Source organism: Pseudomonas sp. P4_B4, assembly GCF_056402255.1.
In genome coordinates this window covers 301621-307620 of sequence record NZ_JBFUHS010000004.1, presented here as the reverse complement: position 1 = coordinate 307620, position 6000 = coordinate 301621, and the positions used below count along the sequence as shown (strand labels likewise).

The window sequence follows — 6000 nt, the reverse complement described above, 5'->3', positions numbered from 1 at the left end:
CTTCAACCACTTGCGCTTCAGATCTCTCGTCAGCGGGAGGCGAATTCTACAGCGTTACACGCTGCTGTCAACACCTCTTTTTCAACTTCGTTTTGGCTTCGATGACCTGAAGCAACCTGCTGCCGAAAACTGCGTAACTCTTTGTTTACCAAGGAGTTTTCCGTTTCGACTGCGCCGGAAGTGGGGCGAATTATAGACACCTGGAATCTGCCGTCAACAGCTATTTTCACAATTCTGTCATATAGGGCGAAAAAGCCCCGAAAACAAAAAGGCCGACCCAATGGGTCGGCCTTCTGCGCCCTTCTACTTACAAGCTAGGGAAGGCGAACTGCGAAGCTTCATGGCTCGCGCGCTGCGGCCAGCGCTGGGTGATGGCTTTGCGGCGGGTATAGAAACGCACACCATCCGGGCCATAGGCGTGCAGATCGCCAAACAGCGAACGCTTCCAGCCACCAAAGCTGTGGTAAGCCACCGGCACCGGCAACGGTACGTTGACACCAACCATGCCGACCTCGATCTCGTCGCAGAACAACCGCGCGGCTTCGCCGTCACGGGTGAAGATGCAGGTGCCGTTGCCATATTCGTGATCGTTGATCAGTTGCATGGCTTCTTCCAGGCTATTGACCCGAACAACGCACAGCACCGGCCCGAAGATCTCTTCTTTATAGATACGCATCTCTGGCGTGACATTGTCGAACAGGCAACCACCCAGGAAGAAGCCTTCCTCGTGACCGGCCACGGTCAGGCCACGGCCATCCACCACCAGTGTCGCGCCGGCGGCTACGCCGTCTTCTACATAACCGCTGACCTTGTCGCGCGCCTGGCCAGTCACCAGTGGGCCCATGTCCAGGCCGCAGTTGGTACCGGCACCGATTTTCAGCGCCTTGATTTGCGGAACCAGTTTGGCCACCAGTGCATCGGCCACCTGATCACCCACGCACACCGCTACCGAGATCGCCATGCAACGCTCGCCGCAAGAACCGTAAGCCGCGCCCATCAGTGCGCTGACGGCGTTGTCCAGGTCTGCATCCGGCATCAGTACGGCGTGGTTTTTCGCACCGCCCAGGGCCTGAACGCGTTTGCCACGCTTGGTGCCCTCGGAATAGATGTATTCGGCAATCGGCGTCGAACCAACGAAGCTCAGCGCTTTGACTTCCGGCGCTTCGATCAATGCGTCCACCGCAGTCTTGTCACCGTGCACCACGCTCAGTACGCCTTTAGGCAGACCAGCCTCCAGCAGCAACTGGGCGATCAGCAGCGTCGAGCTCGGGTCACGCTCGGATGGCTTGAGGATGAAGCAGTTGCCGCAGACGATCGCCAGTGGGTACATCCACAACGGCACCATGGCCGGGAAGTTGAACGGCGTGATACCGGCAACCACGCCCAGCGGCTGGAAGTCCGACCAGGCATCGATGTTCGGGCCGACGTTACGGCTGTATTCGCCCTTGAGGATTTCCGGAGCCGCACAAGCGAACTCGACGTTCTCGATGCCGCGCTTCAATTCACCGGCAGCATCTTCCAGGGTCTTGCCGTGCTCTTCGCTGATCAATTGCGAGATGCGAGCTTCGTTCTGCTCCAGCAGTTGCTTGAAGCGGAACATCACTTGGGCACGCTTGGCCGGCGGCGTGTTGCGCCAAGCCGGGAATGCAGCCTTGGCCGCGTCGATGGCGCTCTGGATGGTTTCGCGGGTTGCCAGCGGCAGCTTGTGGATAGCCTGACCGGTAGACGGGTTGAACACATCGACCGCGCGACCGTTCTCGGTCACCAGTTCGCCATTGATCAAATGCGGAATAACGCTCATGGAAGCTCCTGAAAAGTTGTCCACAGGCGCTCGCGTCGGAGCGCCTGTTGTTTGTAGGTATATAGAAGGAGAAATCAGTCGATCTTGCTCAGCACTTCGCCGACCGCGTCAAACAGACGATCCAGGTCCTGCGGCTTGCTGTTGAAGGTTGGGCCGAACTGCAGGGTGTCGCCGCCGAAGCGTACGTAGAACCCGGCTTTCCACAGCGCCATACCGGCTTCGAACGGACGCACGATCGCGTCGCCGTCACGTGGGGCGATCTGGATCGCGCCGGCCAGGCCGTAGTTGCGGATGTCGACGATGTTCTTGGTGCCTTTGAGGCCGTGCAGAGCATTTTCGAAATGCGGTGCGACTTCGGCCACGCTCTGCACCAGGTTTTCCTTTTGCAGCAGGTCGAGTGCTGCCAGGCCCGCGGCGCAAGCCACCGGGTGCGCGGAATAGGTGTAGCCGTGAGGGAACTCCACCGCGTATTCAGGCGTCGGCTGATTCATGAAGGTCTGGTAGATCTCGGAGCTGGCAATCACCGCGCCCATCGGGATCGCACCGTTGGTGACTTGCTTGGCGATGCACATCAGGTCCGGGGTCACGCCGAAGGTGGTAGCACCGAACATGGTGCCAGTACGGCCGAAACCGGTGATCACTTCGTCGAACACCAGCAGGATGTTGTGCTGGTCGCAGATTTCACGCAGACGCTTGAGGTAACCCTGTGGTGGAACCAGCACGCCAGCGGAACCGGCCAATGGCTCGACGAAGACCGCCGCGATGTTCGACGCATCGTGCAGTTCGATCAACTTCAGCAGTTCATCAGCCAGGGCGATACCACCCTGCTCCGGCATGCCACGGGAGTAAGCGTTGCTTGCCAGCAAAGTGTGCGGTAGATGGTCGACGTCCATCATCGCCTGACCGAACAACTTGCGGTTGCCGTTCACGCCGCCGAGGCTGGTGCCGGCGATGTTCACACCGTGGTAACCACGGGCACGGCCGATCATTTTGGTCTTGGTCGACTGGCCTTTCAGGCGCCAGTAAGCACGAACCATCTTCACGGCGGTGTCAGCACACTCGGAGCCCGAGTCGGTGAAGAACACGTGGTTCAGGTTGCCCGGGGTCAGGTCGGTGATTTTTTCAGCCAGCTGGAAGGACAGCGGATGGCCGTACTGGAAGCCTGGCGAGTAATCGAGGGTGCCCAGTTGCTTGGCGACCGCTTCCTGGATTTCCTTGCGGGTGTGCCCGGCGCCACAGGTCCACAGACCGGACAGCGAGTCATAAACCTTGCGGCCCTTGTCGTCGATCAGCCAGCTGCCTTCGGCGCCAACGATCAAGCGTGGGTCGCGCAGAAAGTTACGGTTGGCGGTGTAAGGCATCCAGTGAGCATCGAGCTTGAGCTGGCTGGCCAGGGAAGTCGGGGCGTTTTCAGGCTGGTTCATGGGCGAAACCTCGCAAGGCAATAAGCGGCGTAAGGATTGAAAACCGTTGTTGCAGCTAAATTGCCACGGAGATAAAGTCGGTGAAATGCAACTCTTCTAATGTTCAGTCAGCCCATTACTAAACTTTTGAGTAACCCGCATGAGCACTCGCCGTCCCGATCCGTTGGCCCAGGTCAGCGACTTTGATATTCGCCTGCTGAGGATTTTCCGCAGCGTGGTTGAATGCGGCGGCTTCTCCGCAGCGGAAACCGTGCTGGGCATCGGTCGCTCGGCGATCAGCCAGCAGATGAGCGATCTGGAGCAACGCCTCGGCCTGCGCCTGTGCCAACGGGGACGTGCCGGGTTTTCCCTGACCGAAGAAGGCCGCGAGGTCTATCAATCGGCGTTGCAGCTGTTAAGTGCGCTGGAAAGCTTCCGCACCGAGGTCAACGGCCTGCACCAGCACTTGCGCGGCGAATTGATCATTGGTTTGACGGACAACCTGGTCACCCTGCCCCACATGCGCATCACCCATGCCCTCGCGCAATTGAAAGAACGTGGCCCGGACGTACAGATCCAGATCCGCATGATCGCGCCCAATGAAGTCGAACAAGGCGTGCTCGACGGTCGCCTGCACGTCGGCGTAGTGCCGCAGGCCAGCGCGCTGTCGGGGCTGGAGTATCAACCGCTGTATAGCGAACGTTCGCTGTTGTACTGCGCGGTCGGCCATCCGCTGTTTTATGTCGATGACAAGCAACTGGACGACGAACGCCTGAACAGTCAGGACGCCATCGCGCCCACCTTCCGTTTGCCAGCGGAGATCCAGGCTCACTACCAGGCGCTCAACTGCACCGCCAGCGCCTCGGACCGCGAAGGCATGGCGTTCCTGATCCTGACCGGGCGCTACATCGGTTACCTGCCGGATCACTACGCGAGCCTTTGGGTGCAGCAAGGTCGGTTGCGCGCGTTGAAAGCCAAAACGCGTTTCTATGACCTCAGCCTGGCGTCGGTCACACGCAAGGGGCGTCGACCCCATCTGGTGCTGGAGAGTTTTCTCGAGAGTCTTGCGGCGACGCGTTGAAAATTGTGGGAGCGGTGCAGTGTTTTATTGTGTGAGGCCTTGTCTGACGTCGGTGGGTGCGCTATCAACGCACTGGCCGCCCCCACTCATCTTCTCGGAAGTGCCTATGACCTTTGAAGTCCCAGCCCACGGCGGAAAACCCGTCAGCCGCATTCGTCAGAAAAACGAAGAGACCATCATCAAAGCCGCCGAAGACGAGTTCGCCCGTCACGGGTACAAAGGCACGAGCATGAACACCATCGCCCAGAATGCCGGGCTGCCCAAGGCGAACCTGCATTACTACTTCACCAACAAGCTCGGTTTGTACGTGGCGGTGCTGAGCAACATCATCGAGTTGTGGGACAGCACCTTCAACACCCTCACCGCCGAGGACGATCCGGCCGAAGCCTTGATCCGCTACATCCGCGCGAAAATGGAGTTCTCCCGACGCCAGCCGCAAGCCTCGCGGATATTTGCCATGGAAGTCATCAGCGGCGGTGAATGCCTGACCGAGTACTTCAACCAGGATTATCGCACCTGGTTCCAGGGTCGTGCGGGCGTGTTCCAGGCCTGGATCGACGCCGGTAAAATGGACCCGGTCGATCCGGTACACCTGATCTTCCTGTTGTGGGGCAGCACCCAGCATTACGCCGACTTCGCCACGCAGATCTGCCGCGTCACCGGGCGTACCAGGTTGACTAAACAGGACATGGAAGACGCCGGGGACAACCTGATCCGCATCATTCTCAAGGGCTGCGGCCTGAAACCTGCCATCTAAGTAGCCATTCAGGTACGTATGCCATTTACCCTCAGCGGTTTTTGCGAATACCGCGAAGAGATTCGCAAGAGCCGCTTCATTACCTTCGCCGCGCCGATCTCCAGCCCGGCCGAGGCCCAGGCGTTCATTGAACAGCACAGCGACTTGAATGCCTCGCACAACTGCTGGGCCTGGAAGCTCGGCGATCAATATCGCAGCACCGATGATGGCGAGCCCGGCGGTACGGCCGGCCGGCCGATTCTGGCGGCGATAGAGGCGCAGGATTGCGATCAGGTCGCGGTGCTGGTGATTCGCTGGTATGGCGGCATCCAACTGGGCACCGGGGGGCTCGCCCGGGCCTATGGCGGGGGTGCAAACAGATGCCTGCAAGCGGCGCCAAAGATTGAGCTGATCAGCCGGGTGCCGCTGCGTTGCGCTTGCGGATTTGCCGAGTTGGCCCTGGTCAAGCTGCGGGTGGCGGAGGCTGGTGGATTGGTTGTGGATGAAAGCTTCACCGCTAATGGTGTCGAGCTGCAGTTGGCCGTAGGCGATGCACAGATCGACACCTTGCAGTCACAACTGGCCGATTTGAGTCGCGGACGTATTTTGTTGCAGCGCTAAAAGGCTTCAGCACAGGCTGCGATCTTTTGGGGCACGCCGCTTTTTCACTTATTCCATATTTGCCCACATCTGCTGTGCACCCGCCTGTGGATAACCTGAGCACATACCGCTGTAACCCTTTTGTCATGCGGCTTTGCGGACTTTGCTCAATTTTCGCCCAATCTGCCATCAAGCTCATCAAATTCAAATAAAAACAAACAGTTACAACGGTTTATCGCCTTTAGAAGAAAGCCACTCAGTGCTTATGCCCGTGCTTTGAGCTTGCGCACAAATACTGTGGAGCAATCTGTGGATAACCCGTTCATGGCCGTCTCGGCGCCCTGCACGGTATGGCTTGTGGTCGATTGCTCATTTTTTG

The 6000-nt window shown here is 59.0% G+C and carries 5 protein-coding genes; 3 read left to right on the top strand and 2 right to left on the bottom strand.

The window, feature by feature from the left end; all coding sequences use genetic code 11:
• Positions 1-307: 307 nt before the first annotated feature.
• Both AC1DVE_RS07670 and aptA read right to left on the bottom strand, forming a co-directional pair.
• Complete coding sequence (locus AC1DVE_RS07670) at positions 308-1801, bottom strand: CoA-acylating methylmalonate-semialdehyde dehydrogenase (RefSeq protein ID WP_056725206.1); 1494 nt, start codon at positions 1799-1801, stop codon at positions 308-310.
• A 74-nt stretch (positions 1802-1875) separates the two neighbouring features.
• Positions 1876-3225: an omega-aminotransferase AptA gene (gene aptA, locus AC1DVE_RS07665; protein WP_223533775.1), complete on the bottom strand. Its 1350-nt coding sequence runs from the start codon at positions 3223-3225 to the stop codon at positions 1876-1878.
• Positions 3226-3364: 139 nt separating this feature from the next.
• Here aptA and AC1DVE_RS07660 point away from each other — a divergent pair, with 139 nt between their 5' ends.
• The 3 genes from AC1DVE_RS07660 (at position 3365) to AC1DVE_RS07650 (ending at position 5642) form a co-directional block, all read left to right on the top strand.
• Entirely contained in the window at positions 3365-4285 is a 921-nt protein-coding gene (locus tag AC1DVE_RS07660) for a LysR family transcriptional regulator (protein WP_007971880.1), read from the top strand.
• Between the two features lie 106 nt (positions 4286-4391).
• On the top strand, positions 4392-5042 hold the full coding sequence (locus AC1DVE_RS07655; RefSeq protein WP_223460141.1) for a TetR/AcrR family transcriptional regulator: 651 nt from the start codon (positions 4392-4394) through the stop codon (positions 5040-5042).
• 18 nt (positions 5043-5060) lie between these two features.
• On the top strand, positions 5061-5642 hold the full coding sequence (locus AC1DVE_RS07650; RefSeq protein WP_223533776.1) for an IMPACT family protein: 582 nt from the start codon (positions 5061-5063) through the stop codon (positions 5640-5642).
• The last annotated feature ends 358 nt before the right edge of the window (positions 5643-6000 follow it).